At 56.7% G+C, this 13,149-nt stretch carries 14 protein-coding genes; 2 read left to right on the top strand and 12 right to left on the bottom strand.

Annotated features, from left to right (window positions below):
- The first annotated feature begins 43 nt into the window (after window positions 1-43).
- Entirely contained in the window at window positions 44-1,288 is a 1,245-nt protein-coding gene (locus tag AC2FI9_RS15015; RefSeq protein WP_496768730.1) for a DUF3179 domain-containing (seleno)protein, read from the top strand.
- Window positions 1,289-1,393: 105 nt separating this feature from the next.
- Complete coding sequence (locus AC2FI9_RS15020) at window positions 1,394-2,089, top strand: outer membrane protein (protein ID WP_496768732.1); 696 nt, start codon at window positions 1,394-1,396, stop codon at window positions 2,087-2,089.
- 20 nt (window positions 2,090-2,109) lie between these two features.
- Here AC2FI9_RS15020 and AC2FI9_RS15025 read toward each other — a convergent pair whose 3' ends face one another.
- The 12 genes from AC2FI9_RS15025 to AC2FI9_RS15080 all read right to left on the bottom strand — a co-directional run bounded on the left by AC2FI9_RS15025 (window position 2,110) and on the right by AC2FI9_RS15080 (window position 13,135).
- Window positions 2,110-2,835, bottom strand: coding sequence for an MbnP family protein (locus AC2FI9_RS15025; protein WP_496768734.1), 726 nt, complete (start codon window positions 2,833-2,835; stop codon window positions 2,110-2,112).
- Entirely contained in the window at window positions 2,835-3,956 is a 1,122-nt protein-coding gene (locus AC2FI9_RS15030; RefSeq protein ID WP_496768735.1) for a cytochrome-c peroxidase, read from the bottom strand. The genes AC2FI9_RS15025 and AC2FI9_RS15030 overlap by 1 nt, the downstream gene beginning before the upstream one ends.
- Window positions 3,957-3,971: 15 nt before the next feature.
- Window positions 3,972-5,270 carry a hypothetical protein gene (locus tag AC2FI9_RS15035; protein WP_496768737.1) on the bottom strand — a complete coding sequence of 433 codons (1,299 nt, stop codon included), beginning with the start codon at window positions 5,268-5,270 and terminating at the stop codon, window positions 3,972-3,974.
- A gap of 162 nt (window positions 5,271-5,432) precedes the next feature.
- Window positions 5,433-5,990, bottom strand: coding sequence for a sulfopyruvate decarboxylase subunit beta (gene comE, locus AC2FI9_RS15040; protein ID WP_496735313.1), 558 nt, complete (start codon window positions 5,988-5,990; stop codon window positions 5,433-5,435).
- On the bottom strand, window positions 5,987-6,493 hold the full coding sequence (locus AC2FI9_RS15045; RefSeq protein ID WP_496768738.1) for a sulfopyruvate decarboxylase subunit alpha: 507 nt from the start codon (window positions 6,491-6,493) through the stop codon (window positions 5,987-5,989). Before AC2FI9_RS15045 ends, comE begins: the two co-directional genes overlap by 4 nt.
- A gap of 48 nt (window positions 6,494-6,541) precedes the next feature.
- A complete protein-coding gene (locus AC2FI9_RS15050) occupies window positions 6,542-6,952 on the bottom strand; it encodes a universal stress protein (protein ID WP_496725519.1) in 411 nt (136 codons plus the stop codon).
- Between the two features lie 23 nt (window positions 6,953-6,975).
- Window positions 6,976-7,956, bottom strand: a complete 981-nt coding sequence (locus AC2FI9_RS15055) for an alcohol dehydrogenase catalytic domain-containing protein (RefSeq protein ID WP_496768740.1) — start codon at window positions 7,954-7,956, stop codon at window positions 6,976-6,978.
- Window positions 7,953-8,714 (bottom strand): SDR family NAD(P)-dependent oxidoreductase, encoded by a 762-nt coding sequence (locus AC2FI9_RS15060; protein WP_496735308.1) that lies wholly within the window; start codon window positions 8,712-8,714, stop codon window positions 7,953-7,955. The genes AC2FI9_RS15055 and AC2FI9_RS15060 overlap by 4 nt, the downstream gene beginning before the upstream one ends.
- Window positions 8,707-10,014, bottom strand: a complete 1,308-nt coding sequence (hisD, locus tag AC2FI9_RS15065) for a histidinol dehydrogenase (protein ID WP_496768742.1) — start codon at window positions 10,012-10,014, stop codon at window positions 8,707-8,709. Before hisD ends, AC2FI9_RS15060 begins: the two co-directional genes overlap by 8 nt.
- A 12-nt stretch (window positions 10,015-10,026) precedes the next feature.
- Window positions 10,027-11,355, bottom strand: coding sequence for a TRAP transporter large permease (locus AC2FI9_RS15070; protein ID WP_496725515.1), 1,329 nt, complete (start codon window positions 11,353-11,355; stop codon window positions 10,027-10,029).
- 11 nt (window positions 11,356-11,366) lie between these two features.
- Complete coding sequence (locus AC2FI9_RS15075) at window positions 11,367-11,879, bottom strand: TRAP transporter small permease (protein WP_496725514.1); 513 nt, start codon at window positions 11,877-11,879, stop codon at window positions 11,367-11,369.
- A 110-nt stretch (window positions 11,880-11,989) separates the two neighbouring features.
- A complete protein-coding gene (locus AC2FI9_RS15080) occupies window positions 11,990-13,135 on the bottom strand; it encodes a TRAP transporter substrate-binding protein (protein ID WP_496768743.1) in 1,146 nt (381 codons plus the stop codon).
- Between the last annotated feature and the right edge of the window lie 14 nt (window positions 13,136-13,149).

Below are 13,149 nucleotides of genomic sequence, written 5' to 3' on the forward strand. Positions count from 1 at the left end.
AACTTCGGGCGCGCTGCTCGAATTCCAACATCAGGTGGTCCACATGGCAGGAACCCTAACATTCGCACTCGGCCTGATTGTTTCGCTGGGTATCGGGTTCGTCTATTTCCGCGATCTTGGCGACATTTCGCAAATGGTGCTTAAGGTTAAACGCAAAAACATGATCCGGTTTATCCGGCACGAGTACCGCCTGATTGCTGTCGGTTTGGGCGGGTTCGCCGTCGCAACACTTGCGCATTTCATTCTGGGCGGTGGCCCGTTCTGGCTGTGGCTGATTGCGGCGCTTCTGGTTTTGGTATTGTATGGCTTTCCCTATGTGTGGGTCCATCTGGGGCTGAGGAATCAACTCAACACTGCGGCCTTCTTTCCCATTTCCGAGGCGCAAAAATTCATCGGCCCGACCGCGCCAGTCATCGTTATTGAAAACAACGGCCATGCCCGGGCGCATCCCGATGCGCAAATCATGCGGCCCCATTTGGCCGGCAATGCCGACGGGCTGGGTGGCGAAGATATCGTAATGACCTTTTGCGCGATGGCCAACCTTGGGCAAGGGTATGCCCCACGCATCGAGGGTAACCGCCTGAATCTTGAGGTTCTGGCCCAACATGGCAACAACCTGATCCTGCGGGACAACGAAACCGGGGAACCCATCCAGCAGATCTATGGATTTCGCGAGGCGGATCGCGATACTGGCGCGGACGGACCTGCCTGCCCTGTGCGCCCTGACGCAAAGATGCAGCCCTGGCCCACGTATCGGATGACGTTCCGCGGATTTCAAAAAGCGTTTCCCGATGGCGAGGTGTATCTGAACAAGCCCTCGCCGAACCCGTTTTTGCGGCTGCTGGATATGGTGACGGAGATAACATTTGGCTGGGGGATCGCGCGCCAGCATCAGGAAGATGCGCCCGTCATGGACAACATGGACAGTTCGGACAATCGGCTTCCGAACAAGACCTATGTCTGGGGCATCACGATCGGCAACGACGCTGCCTGCTGGACCGATGATTTCGTGGTCGAGAATGACTGGATCGTAAACGCAAATGTCGGTGGGCGTGACGTGGTTGTCAGTCTGGACCCAAAGTACGAAAGCCTCGGCGTTTGGTACAATGACAGAGGTCAGCCCATCACCCGCTGCGATTTCTGGGGAATGTCGGATCAGGGAAAATTGCAACGCGTCGAGACCCTGCGTGCCGGTGTTTTCTGGCATGTCTGGTCCGAGTTCTTTCCGGAAACCGATATCAACCGTGTCGGACCGCGCGTTCAACAGTCTGGCGAAGCCGCTGAATGAGTGAGCAATCAGATCAGATTGCCAAATTGGAACAAACGGAGGATCAAAATGGTCTTTAAGAGGGAAATAACAACCGCTGCGTGGGCCGTGGCGGTCTGGATACCAATGACAACTGCCGCTGTGGCGCAGCAGTCCGATTGGTCCTATGAGGCAACAATATACCTGTTCATGCCTGAAACGGAGGTTACGCAGGAAACAGCCCGCGGCACCGTTGATGGAACGCTCAGCTTCTCTGACGCGCTAGAAAATCTCGATCTGGCCTTCATGGGCGTCTTTGGTGCATCGAACGGGCGATGGTCACTATTGGCCGACTACAACTATGTGGACGTCTCTTTCAGCAATGGTACGCCTGGTCCGGCAAGTTCTGGTCTTGAAACCTCTCTCACAACGCAATTTTTCAGCGGCTATGTCGGGTACCGGGCTTATACTACAGATACGTCCTATGTGGACTTGGTCGGCGGTTTCCGCTGGTTTCGCACACAGACGGATTTCACCGTCCTTCCCGGAGCAGCCCCGGGCCGGTCTGTCAGTGTCGATGAAAGCTGGACAGACCCGGTCATCGGTGTCCGAGCCCGCGTCGCATTCAACGACAGGTGGTCCGGCACAGGCTTTTTTGACTACGGCGGCTTCAGCAGCGACAGCGAAACATGGCAGGTCTTGCTGACTGCGGATTATGAAATCAATGACAGATGGGTGATCCGCGGCGGTTATCGCTATATCTCTTTCGATCACGAGATTGATGGCAACGATTTCACGTTTGACCAGTCCGGCCCGTTGATCGGCGCGACCTATCGATTCTAAGGGGCTTGCACGATCCGAATTCACCGAAACATCGGGGTCATCATGGTTGCGTAATTGTCGGCCAGCATGGCGGAGTCTTCGCGGTTGAACTTGACCGATGAGAGCTTTTGCAGGTCAATTTGCGAAGGCCCGTCAAAAAGCTTTGCAACATCTACGTTCACGTGCAGGTCAACATTGCCATCAGAACCGAAATCCGGTGGCAACTGAATATCGACCTCGCGCGCGTTTTCCGAAAACCCAACGTGGTAGACCAGCGGAGCGACCTCTTCCCCGATCCGCAACGTTCCTTCCATCACGACGAATTTGTAGCCGACCTCCCAGTTCCAGGCCATTTGGCTGTTCGGGTCCAGGTCCCCGCGCGCTTGGATCGAGCCATTGGCTTCTGGGTCTACGCCGATCATGAAACGGACCTGCTCAATGCTGCTCACGGGAATGTCGTTCAGCCTGAGCGAATGGGTTGTTTCCGGGTTGTCGAACCGGAGCAGATGATAGCTGTCGGGCTCAGCAAACAGTGCCCCATCTTGCGAAAGGGTCAGGTTGCTGAGGTAGAGCCGAAAGTCACGAACCCTGAACGTGCCAGGCCCGCCGGGGTTTTCGTACAAGAACTCATCAAATACCAACGGATCGTCACCCATCTTCGCGTGAAAGGTCAAAGTGATCGACGTGGTGCGCTGCGGACCAAGAGCAAAGAACAGCGCTCCACCAACGACCAACAGCATCGCAAGCCCCGTCATCCAAATACGCATTAGCCATCTCCTCCGAAAGGATTGGATAACTGTGTGTTTGTCAGAAAACCCTCATCCGTCAGCGTGTGCAGGAACGCGATGATGGACTGCACTTCGTCGGGCGTCATACGCAGGCCCACAGTGCCCTGCCCGGCCTCTGGTGCATTGTCGGCCTCAAGGATCAAAGGGCTGAGCGTATCGCTGACGACAATCCCGTCATTGTAGTGATCCATGACCTCTTCCAATGTCTCGAACCGGCCATCATGCATGTAAGGCGCGGTTACGGCGATGTTGCGCAGTGTCGGCACTTTGAAGAAGCCCTTGTGTGCCGGATTGCCGGTCACGGCCATCAGGCCATCCGGCAGGTCGTCATCGGAATCCAGCCCATTGTTTGAAAACCCATCCAATGCGTCCCGAAACCCGGAAGTCAAAAACTGGCTGTGGCAGTCGATGCAGTTCCCACCACGTAACGAAACCTTGGTGTCCGGATGCGCCATGAATAGTTTGCGGCCGTGTTCTTCCTGCGCGGTCAAACGCACTTCGCCACGCAGAAACCTGTCGTATTTTGAATCCGACGAAATCAGCATTCGCATGAAGGTCGACAACGCCCGGGCCACGTTTTCGGCGCTGACTTCCCCGTATGCTTTGCGGAACATCCGTCGATAATCGCGGGATGCTTGCAGTTCGGTAATCAGCGCATCCAAGTCCTGATCCATCTCGTCCGGGTGTTGAATCGGCATCAACGCCTGCGCTTCCAACGACGTTGCGCGACCGTCCCAGAAGAACCGCTCTTGCCCCCAAAGAAGGTTGGTCAAACTCATGGAGCTGAACTCCAGCTCTCCGCCCGACAATGCGGGCGACTTTGCCAGACCATCAGTGAAGGCAAGGGCCTGCATATGGCATGTCGCGCACGAGACCTGATTGTTGCCGGACAGGATGGGGTCGTAGAACAGGTGCCGCCCAAGGGCAAAGGCCTCTTCCGTCAGCGGGTTGTCCGGGGGCACAGCAAAGCGTCCGAAAACAAAAGGCGCCGAGAAGCCAGCAATCGGCGTTGCCGTCGGCCCGCGTGCACGGTCCCAGAAGACCCACGCCGTCGCCGCGATCACCACAGCGACGGCCGCTGTCAAAAACACCCGAAGCATAGCGCCCCCAGAGCATTAGTGGTGGTGCACAAAACCCGAACCGAACAGCCCTTCAACGTTGTCCACGCCTTTGTTGTAGCGCTCCTTGAAATTGACCTCGGCGATACGTTCGCCGGTCTCAAGATCATGGATCGTGATCGTGTGTGCGTTCAGGTCGGCAATAAAATCCACATCCGTTGGGTCGTCATCAGCGGCGTTGCCCAGATTGAGCAGGTTATTTTGAACGGCGATCAGGTCTCGGCCCGAAGCGGACGTGAAAAAGATCATGTGATGTGCACCCGGATCAGCAACTATGTCCGGCCCGCTGGACACAAGCTCGGGCAGTGCGGCCATTTCATAGCGCTTCACAACACCCGGTAATCCATGAGAGATGAACAGTTCATCTTCAGTGCCATAGAACTCGAGCGGAACAGCGGTTTCATTGGCCACGCCACTATATATGACTTCGGCTTCACCAAAGGTTTTGGAACCGGCGTCATAGGGGATTTTCCAGGTCTCGAACCCGAACATCGTGTTGGCCAGAATGGCCGGTTCAATGTCAGCGTGCATGTCAGGCCGCGCGAACAGCACCTCGACCGGTGAAGACGGAAAATTCAACGGCTTTTCGTTTTCCACAACGATGTTTTGGATGGGTTCAAGCGTGTTGAGGTCTATGATCGTCAACACATTTCCAACGCCAGTCGTCATATCGGGATGTATCGTCGAGGTGACCACCATGCGGTCGTCGAACGCAGATATCCCGTGTGGGTACATGATATATGGCTCACCTTCGCCGACTTGGCTTTTGCGTGCTTCGATAATTTTGACCACCTCATTTGTCTGAGTGTCGAAAACACCGACCGAGCCGCCATCATCGCCCCCAGTGCCACCCATGAAGGTTACGAACATATACTCCTGCCCGTTCGACGTGGCCCACATAATGTCCTCGCCAACGATCTGCCCTTGGGTATCCAGACAGGTAAAGCCTTCGATCACAGGCGTTCCGCTGGAATCGCGGGACAGCCCGATCTCGGCCAGGCTGCAGGACGGGTCCAACCCGGTCGAATAGAGACGCCCGTTCGGGCTGTAGTAGAGGTGATGCAATGGATGCTGAATATCCGGCTGTTCAACTTCGCTCAGTAGCTCTCCGAACTGGTCGGATTCCGGATCCAGCTCAACAATCGCGATGCTGTGATTTGTATCCAACGTCGGCAAACCGCGCAGCAGAACCATGCCCTGACTTTCCTCGCGGGTCTGAGACTGCGCCGGCGTTAGGCCAACCATCAACAGCCCCGCACCGAAAAGTACGCTTTGCGCAAGCAATTTGAATTTCATAATTTCCCCCCTTGCGATGAAACTTCTAAAAATGTTTTTGAAATTCACTTTACGTAGCGTCATATCACATTCAGGAAACTGCATCAAATTGGGGTGCAATCGACCAAAGAAACGCCGCCCCGAACGGGACGGCGCAAGCTGAATACCTGCAGGTCGACTTCTTTATGACGCTTGGACGGCCTTCATAAAGCGGTCGCGGATCACAACTGGGTCCATCGTGATTACCGGCATCTTGGCATTGCCGCTTTCGCACTTGCTGACGATGATTGTCATTTGGCCGCTGTCGAGCGCTGCCTGCAATGCGGCTCCAGTGTCTTCAGCCTGGCACTCGACCACATTCTCGCAGCCACATGCCTGCGCCACGGCTGCCAGCGACGTCTTCTTACCTGCATAAGTCGGCTGATCCCCGGTCGACCCATAAGATCCGTTATCGACGATCAGCAGAATGTAGTTGTCAGCCACGTTATTGGCGATGGTCGGCAAGGTTCCGAGGTTGGTCAGGATAGACCCGTCGCCATCGATTACGATGACCGGCTTTGGTTGCGACAAGGCCAGACCCAGACCAATACTTGAGGCCAGACCCATAGTGCCCAGCATGTAGAAATTGGTAGGTTGGTCGTCGATTGCATGCATCTCCTGACTGGGGATGCCGATGTTGCAGACAACCAATTGATCCCGCAGGATTGGTGCAATTTCTTTCAGGATTTCAGAACGGATCATTGGTCGCCATAGCCTCCCCAGAAATTGGCGTCGGTCAGGATCGCAACCGGCTTGTTGCACATAAAGGTGTATTTCAGGATCGCATCCAGCTCCTCGACATCCGATTGATGATGGAAGTGGTAGGTCGGGATGTTCATCTGTGCCAGAAGCGCCTTGGTATGCACTGCCATTTCGACTTGGCAGGCGACGGGTTCGCGCAGCTCTCCACGATATGAGATCAGCATGGGCAAAGGCATCCGGTAATACTGGATCAGCGTCGCCAACGTGTTGATGGTTACGCCGATGGCAGTGTTCTGCATGATTATCGCGGGGCGTTTGCCACCCATCCAGGCACCGGCACACAGGCCCATGCCTTCATCCTCTTTGTTCGATGGGATATGATAGATGCCGTCACGCGCGTCGATTTCGTCGATGACTCCGGCCAATTGCTTGCATGGAACCGTGGTGACGAATGAGATGTCGTTGGCCACCAAATCGTCGGTGATCTTTTTGTCTATGTTCATGTCCGATATGTTAGTCCTGTATGGGGCGCAGTTAGCGCGATTGACGGGTTACAGCCCGCGGTGCACGTGCACGGCGCAAGGCGCATGACGGACGACGCGTGAGGCGGTCGATCCCAGAAAATAATCGCTGACACCCGGTTCATGCGAACCGATGACGATGCAGTCAAATTTGTTTTGTGTCGCAAAGTCGATCACCGTGCGGGCCGTGTGACCTTTGACAATCTCGGCCTGAACGCCCTCAAGCCCCGAAACTTTTTCCCGCAACAAGGTGCGTGCCGCGCGAAAGCCTTCGGCGACGACATCCTTGTCGAGATAGGCACTGACAGAACCCTGAGGCATCTCGTAGACATGCAGGGCCACAATCTCGGCCCTTTCAGCCGATAAGGCCTTGGCGATTTCCAAAGTGTGCGGTGAAATCCCATGATCCAACGCCATTGGGACGAGAATTTTTTTGTACATGAATACCTCCGTTTCTGCCTGGACTAGATCCAGGGTGCGAGGATGATTTTGGGTGCGGCCACGGCACCTTTCCGCAAATCGCGAAAGGCGTCGGCAGCTTCAGACAAGGTCCGTTCCTCTATCCAGTCCAACGAACCCAAACGGCCATTGAATATCGCCTGCGCGGTCTTTCGGAAATCATCGGCAGTATAAGTATAGGTGCCGATAAACGTGATCTCCTGCAACGTCATACGACGTATATCCAAACCGCCCGTATCCTCACCCAACCCAACATGCACGATAACGCCGCCCGGTTGAACCTTTTCGGAAGCGGCCGCGCGGGTTGCAGAATACCCCACTGCGTCAACAACCAATGAGAACGTATCATCCGTGGCTTCGACCACATTAAAAGAGTTCAAACTTTGCAGATAGGCGCGCCGCACGTCATTCGGCTCAACGATGACAACATCATCGAAGTCAGCTGCCGCCAGTGCCAAAGCTGCGGCCACACCAATCGCGCCGCCGCCTATCACCAACGCATCACGCGCCATTCCCTGATGCAGCGCCTCAAGCCCCAACCGAACCGCGTGCCAGCTAACGGCCAATGGCTCTGCCAGGGCGGCCTGCTGAAAGGATACGTGGTCCGGCACCTCAACCAGATTTGCATCCGGCATTGCAATATATTGAGCAAAAGCCCCTTCACGCGGTGGCATCGAGATGATCTGCCGGCTGGGACACAGGTTTTCCCGCCCTGCCTCACACGCCGGGCAGACACCGCAGTTGACCAAAGGATTGATCGTGACGCGCGTACCGTCGCGTGGACCTCCAACAATCGTCCCTGCGGCCTCGTGGCCCAGAATAAGTGGTGCAGGTCGGCGCGCGTCGTGACCCAAATAGGCGTGCATATCCGAGCCGCAAATCCCGACAGCCTCGACCCGGATCAATTGCTCACCTATGTCGGGCGCAGCATCTGGTACGTCCTCATAGGTCAAATGCTCAACACCCTGATAAACAAGCGCTTTCATTTCGCTGTAAACCCTCCGTCGACCATCAAAACTTGCCCTGTGACGTAGTTGGACGCCGGTGAGCACAAGAACAGGATCGGCCCATCGATATCCTCCATCTGCCCGTTTCGGTTCATGCAGGTTTGCGCCGCGTTACGGGTTGCCCGGTCGAGGTCATTGAACACAGCCTGCGTCAGTTCGGTCGGGAAAAACCCCGGCCCGATGGCATTTGCAGTGATGCCGTCAGCGGACCAAGCCTCGGCCATGGCCCGCGTCAGTTGCCCGACCCCGGCCTTGCTGGCCCCATAAGCAATACCGCCCGGAAAAGCACGCGTGGTCTGAAGCGAGGCGAAATTCACGATCCGCCCCCACCCCCGAGCTTTCATCGCAGGAACCATTGCCTGGCTTAGGAAGAACGGCGCGCTCAGGTTCAGCTCAAGCGTCTTGTCCCAGCCTTCGGTGGTCACGTCATCTGCCACTTCGCGCGTGTTGATACCCGCCGCATGCACGATGATGTCCGGCGCGCCAAAACTGGCTGCGACTTCCTCGGCGAGCGATGCCACGCGCGACCGATCGGCCACGTCGGCAACAACTGTGGCCACGTTGTCGCCCCCTTCAGCTTGCAATTCTGCCAATGCTTCCGGTCGACGGGCGACGCCGACGACGCACGCACCCGCTGAGGCCAACACAAGCGCTGCACGACGCCCAAGGCCCGAGCTTGCGCCGGTCACGCAAGCGACACGCCCGGTCAGATCGAACAACGCGCGCGGATCATTCATCGGCGGTCAGGTTGAACTGTTCGTCAGGGAAGTATTTGGCAAGGCGCACGTCCGCAGCCCGCGCATGCCCTTCCATACCCTCCAACCTGGAAATGCGAGCGGTCGCCTCGGCAATGGATTTCGAGCCTTCGCGTGTAGCGCGCTGCCATGTGACGATCTTCATGTACTTATGGACGCTCAAGCCGCCAGTATAGCTGGCCGCGCCGGATGTCGGCAGAACGTGGTTCGTACCGGTCGCCTTGTCACCGTAGGACACTGTGGTTTCTTCACCCAGAAACAGCGATCCATAGCAGGTCAACCGACCCAGCCACCAATCCAGGTCCTCGGCCTGAACGGTCAGGTGTTCGGGCGCGTAATCGTCCGAACAGGCCGCCATTTCTTCACGATCTGAACAGAAGATGACCTCGGCATAGTCGCGCCACGCAGCAAAGGCGTTTTCCCGGTTGAGTTCGGGCAGATCCTCGATCAGCGCTGGCACCAGCTCCATGACTTTTTGCGCAAGGTCCCGGTCATCCGTCACCAGCCAAACCGGAGAGTTATAGCCGTGTTCCGCCTGGCTCACCAAGTCGGTGGCCACCACATGCGCATCTGCGGAACCGTCCGCAAGGATCAGGCTGTCCGTTGGCCCGGCAATCATGTCGATGCCAACTTTGCCATAAAGAATGCGCTTTGCCTCGGCCACAAACTGATTGCCTGGACCCACAAGAATATTGGCGCGCGGCAGGCCAAACAAACCATAGGTCATCGCGGCCACACCCTGAACGCCACCCATGGCCAGAATGCTGTCTGCACCGCAGATATGCGCCGCATAGACAATCGCAGGCGCCACGCCTTCACCCGGGCGCGGCGGCGAACAGGCTGTAATGTGGCGGCACCCAGCAACCTTGGCGGTGGTGACCGTCATGATCGCGCTGGCAATATGGCTATAGCGCCCGCCGGGCACATAGCAGCCAGCCGCGTCCACAGGGATGGCCTTTTGGCCGGCGATAAAGCCCGGGACAATTTCCATCTCAACGTCAGACACCGTGGATTTCTGCGTTTCGGCAAACCGGCGAACGTTGTCGTGTGCAAACCGAATATCGGCCTTCAACCTTTCGGGAACAAGCGCGCAGGCGGCCTCGATCTCATCGGCGGTCATCAACACGTTGCCGTCAAACTTGTCGAACTTGACCGCATATTCCAGCGCTTTGGCATCCCCGCCAGCCTCAATGTCGGCAAGAATTGTCTTCACGGTGTCATGCACTTCCGTGGCATGAGATTGAGCCGTCAGGGTCGCCTTTTTCAGATAGTCGCGAGGCATATTCAACAGGTCCTATTGGTAGATTTCAGGAAGCAAAGTGGTCGAAACCGCCGGAACGTAAGCAATCAGAAGAACTACGATCAGCATTGTTAATACAAATGGTATAGCACGGGCCGCAATCTTCAGAATGGACTCACCCGTAATGCCAGATACGACGAACAGGTTCAGGCCAAGCGGCGGTGTGATAAAACCGACTCCCAGTGCGGTGATCATCATGATGCAGAACTGGATTTCGTTCATGCCGATATTGTCGGCCAGCGGTTTCAGGATAGGAGCAAGGATTACGATATTGGGCGTCGTTTCCATAACGCAGCCCGCAGCAATCAGGATACCGATCATCAGCAGGATCAGCAGGTACGGATCGTCGGTCAGCGAAGTGATCGAGGCGACGAACCCTTGCGGCACGCCCATGATCGCCAGCGCCTCGGCCAAGGGGGCCGAAAAGGCAATGATCGGCAGGATCACCCCGTTCACCTTGGCTGAGCTGACCAGCATTGACGGAAAGTCGGCCAGTGTCAGCGTGCGCAGGATGAAACCCATGATGATGGTGACAACCACGGCGGTGGCACCCGCCTCGGTCGGGGTCAGGCGACCCGAGAAGATGCCATAGAAGATAATCCCGGGCACAATAAAGGCGTACCAGCCGGATTTCAGGGCTTTGCCCAAATTGGCCAGCCACTCGCCCATCGTCATCATGCCGCCACCCTCATAGGCGTAAAGACGGTTCATGATGATGTTGGTGATCAGGATCGAAACCAGAATGGCCAGACCGGGAATCAGGGCAGCCAGGAATAGGGTCGACGCGGAAATCCCCAGCACCAGACCGATGATGATGTAGGCAATCGACGGTGGGATCAGGATGCCGGTACAGGCCCCGGCCGCGACCAAGGCGCAGGCGTAGGGGCGCGGATATCCACTTTCGACCAGCCGGTTGATGGTCATGCGACCGACAGCGGCCGCGCCAGCGGCATCCGAACCCGAAATGGCGGCGAACATGCCGCAAACCAGAACGGTGGCCGAGCCAAACCCGCCTTTGGCGAAGCAAGTCAGCGCCTCAGCCACATCCAGAAATTTACGTGACAAACCTGTACGGACCAGCACGTCACCTGTCAGGATAAACAGCGGCACGGCGGTCAGGGCAAAGGCGTCGATCCCGGTAAACAGGCTCTCGCCCACCAGACTCAGCGGTAGATCGCCCGACATGACTAACATTACGATCGCGGCAGAACCAATCGCTGCCCAAACCGGAACAGCCATGGCGATCAGAACAACGAACAGAATGACGGGCAGGTAGAAATCCCAGCCCAGTTCTACGGTTTGATTGAGAGTATTCCAGAGCATCTCAAATCCCCTCAGTCAAACAGCTTGTCACCTTCGAAGACGGGCGTGCCGTCGCGAAGGGATTTGAAGTCACGCATAAACGATTGGATCAGGCGCCAGATCATCAGCGCGAATCCGGTCGGCACTGCCATCAGGAACCAGACCTTCGACACCCGGAGGCCGTCAGTCACTGATCCAAACTTGGCCGAGACGTGAACCGCCTCGTACGACCAGTAAAGCGCGATCACAGCGACTGCGAACATCACCAGATCGCCGAAGATGTACAGTAGGGCCTTGGGACGCGGCCCGAGGTAGTGCATGACGACATCAATCCGGATATGCGCCCGCTCTTTGACCGCCGCCGCAGCGCCGATCCAGGCCAAATAGATGAAGGAATACCGGACGATTTCTTCCCCCCAGATCGAGGAATAGGCGAATATCTCGCGTCGCAGAACCTCGATGGCCATGGTGATGACCAGCATCACGTAGAACACCAGCAGCAGCCAGCGCTCGGCGTTGCGATCTATGTTTTGGAGTAAGGTCATCGGTTCCCTCGGCGACAGAACAGTCAGGCGCGGCCTTCTGTTTTGGGCCCTTTCAGGCCTGACTGCTGTTGAGTGATTGCGGACGCCAAAAAGACGTCCGCCGGTTTAGGTCATGCGTCGTGGACGTAGTATTTTCCTTGTGTCCCGGCCGCCTCGACCAGTTTCTCAAAGGCGTCCATCGACCCGGCCAGCTCTGTCTTGAACGGATCCCAATCGGCGTTTTGGTAGCCCCCAACGCTTTCCCACTCGGCCAGTTGATCCACGTTAAGCGAATGGAACTCCACTCCGGCCTTGTTCAGTTCGGCCATGGCAAAGGCACGGGCCGAGGGAACTTTGGAAAGGTTCTGATGACTGGTCATTTCCGAACCCCACATGATGCCTTCCTGAACGTCCGGCGGCATCGAATTGAACCATTCGAGGTTACACGAATAAACTTGGCTGTCCGGAACGGCCTGCGTAAAGGTCACGTGGCTGAGGATGTCCTTGAAGCCAAACACATACAGCGCTCCGACCGATGGATCGAGCGCATCCGCGACACCCTGTTTGATCGCCGAGGGGGTTTCACCCCAAGCAACAGGTGTCGGGTTTGCACCGACCATGCGGTAGTACTGCTGCAGCATTTTCGAGCCGGGTACGCGGAACTTCACGCCGCTCATGTCACCCGGCGTGATGATTGCATTACCGCCCTGACGCACGGCAACAACGCGCGGGTCGATCACCACATAGAACAGGGCCTTGAAGCCAGCGGCCTCGACTTTCGGGTGAACTTCGTTCTGCCATGTGTCGGAATGCACAAGGTTGGTGAACCGTTGGTTCGAACCGCACAGATACGGCATGTTGATAAGATCAACGGTCGATGCGAAAGGTGCGAAGTTGGACAGCGAATGCTGCGCCGCCTGAATGGTTCCGCCCTGCACTTTCTGCACCAATGCACCACCGGCACCCAGCTGACCACCAGGCGCAAGCTTGACGTACACCTTGCCGTTCGTCGCGTTCTGGATGTTTTCTTTCAGATCAAGCTGCATGATAGGATAGCTGCGTGACGCGCCCAGTACATATGCGGTCGCGACCGTCATGACATGGTCCGCTGCCTTTTCACGCTCACTTTCTTCTTTGGCTGTCTGCGCCACAGCCTCGGACGACCAAAGGACGCCGCCTGCACCTGCGACCAGCGCTGCAGTGAATGACCCACTGGCGCTCAGCTTTAGGAAATTACGGCGTTCGACGGACGCCAGTTCATTTCTGTCGTTTTTCATTTAGTGCCCTCCCA

The sequence above is a fragment of the Ruegeria sp. CDSA246 genome (assembly GCF_059611225.1).

Bases quoted from the DNA above. Each gene is read 5' to 3' on its own strand.
- AC2FI9_RS15050 (WP_496725519.1), bottom strand. From the start codon at position 6,952: ATGTACAAAAAAATTCTCGTCCCAATGGCGTTGGATCATGGGATTTCA.
- AC2FI9_RS15075 (WP_496725514.1), bottom strand. From the start codon at position 11,879: ATGACCTTACTCCAAAACATAGATCGCAACGCCGAGCGCTGGCTGCTG.
- hisD (WP_496768742.1), bottom strand. From the start codon at position 10,014: ATGCCTCGCGACTATCTGAAAAAGGCGACCCTGACGGCTCAATCTCAT.
- AC2FI9_RS15060 (WP_496735308.1), bottom strand. From the start codon at position 8,714: ATGAATGATCCGCGCGCGTTGTTCGATCTGACCGGGCGTGTCGCTTGC.
- AC2FI9_RS15045 (WP_496768738.1), bottom strand. From the start codon at position 6,493: ATGAACATAGACAAAAAGATCACCGACGATTTGGTGGCCAACGACATC.
- AC2FI9_RS15055 (WP_496768740.1), bottom strand. From the start codon at position 7,956: ATGAAAGCGCTTGTTTATCAGGGTGTTGAGCATTTGACCTATGAGGAC.
- AC2FI9_RS15015 (WP_496768730.1), top strand. From the start codon at position 44: ATGGCAGGAACCCTAACATTCGCACTCGGCCTGATTGTTTCGCTGGGT.
- AC2FI9_RS15070 (WP_496725515.1), bottom strand. From the start codon at position 11,355: ATGCTCTGGAATACTCTCAATCAAACCGTAGAACTGGGCTGGGATTTC.
- AC2FI9_RS15020 (WP_496768732.1), top strand. From the start codon at position 1,394: ATGACAACTGCCGCTGTGGCGCAGCAGTCCGATTGGTCCTATGAGGCA.
- AC2FI9_RS15035 (WP_496768737.1), bottom strand. From the start codon at position 5,270: ATGAAATTCAAATTGCTTGCGCAAAGCGTACTTTTCGGTGCGGGGCTG.
- AC2FI9_RS15025 (WP_496768734.1), bottom strand. From the start codon at position 2,835: ATGCGTATTTGGATGACGGGGCTTGCGATGCTGTTGGTCGTTGGTGGA.
- AC2FI9_RS15030 (WP_496768735.1), bottom strand. From the start codon at position 3,956: ATGCTTCGGGTGTTTTTGACAGCGGCCGTCGCTGTGGTGATCGCGGCG.
- AC2FI9_RS15080 (WP_496768743.1), bottom strand. From the start codon at position 13,135: ATGAAAAACGACAGAAATGAACTGGCGTCCGTCGAACGCCGTAATTTC.
- comE (WP_496735313.1), bottom strand. From the start codon at position 5,990: ATGATCCGTTCTGAAATCCTGAAAGAAATTGCACCAATCCTGCGGGAT.